The 707-nt window shown below is 36.2% G+C and carries 1 protein-coding gene and 1 pseudogene; both read right to left on the bottom strand.

All coding sequences use genetic code 11. The features are described from left to right. Positions 1-64: 64 nt before the first annotated feature. On the bottom strand, positions 65-412 hold the full coding sequence (locus DPG01_RS18515) for a hypothetical protein (protein WP_110976014.1): 348 nt from the start codon (positions 410-412) through the stop codon (positions 65-67). Positions 413-518: 106 nt separating this feature from the next. Beyond that, positions 519-707: pseudogene (locus DPG01_RS18510) on the bottom strand (transposase); the annotation flags it as partial.

Below are 707 nucleotides of genomic sequence, written 5' to 3'. Positions count from 1 at the left end.
ACTGATAGTAAGGGATAGTCTGAACTAATACAAATTAACAAAAACTATCCCTTCCTACTATAAATTATTTTATTAGTCCATCAATACTCTCTCTGAGTCTATCTACACTTCGACCTTCTTCTAGGCTGATTTTTTCACGCAGTCTAGAAAGGGCTCGTTTTGCATCTTCATCATTTCTCAATAGCTCACGGGCTTTGGATTGATTTTGTCTAGTCAATGCTGCTAGGGCCATAGCTCGACTAGATGCGTTATTGCGCTCTGTAGTATTATTTTGTTTATAGAAGTCAAGAAGTCTGCCTTCTGATGCGCTCTCCATTTTCTCCCATTGTTCAAGTTGCTTCTTTGTTACAGCATCTGTCATTGCTTTGCCAGCGGCCTTCCCTGCATTTACTAAAGCGTCTAAAAAACCCATAATAGTTCCTATTTTAAATTGTTAATGAAATTTTATTTTTTAATAAAATTATCAACTTAATTTAACTTTATATACCATCCCGATCAAGCAATTTGATTGAAAATTATTTATTAACTTCTATAGATCTCGCTTGCTTGTCTTTCCAAGGTTTCGCATTTTTTCTTGGTGGAATCACTGCATGTGCTTGTCGATCTGAAATCACTTGTCGGCAGTATTTCGTGTCATATGCTCCATCTGTATAGACAGAATCAATTTGCTCTTCAAGTGGAATTTGACCTAGTAAATCCCCAAGAAC

Origin of the sequence: Acinetobacter sp. WCHAc060042 (assembly GCF_003231195.1) — a bacterium.
GTDB lineage: Bacteria > Pseudomonadota > Gammaproteobacteria > Pseudomonadales > Moraxellaceae > Acinetobacter.
This window is presented reverse-complemented; position numbering and strand designations above follow the sequence as displayed.

Bases quoted from the DNA above. Each gene is read 5' to 3' on its own strand.
- DPG01_RS18515 (WP_110976014.1), bottom strand. From the start codon at position 412: ATGGGTTTTTTAGACGCTTTAGTAAATGCAGGGAAGGCCGCTGGCAAA.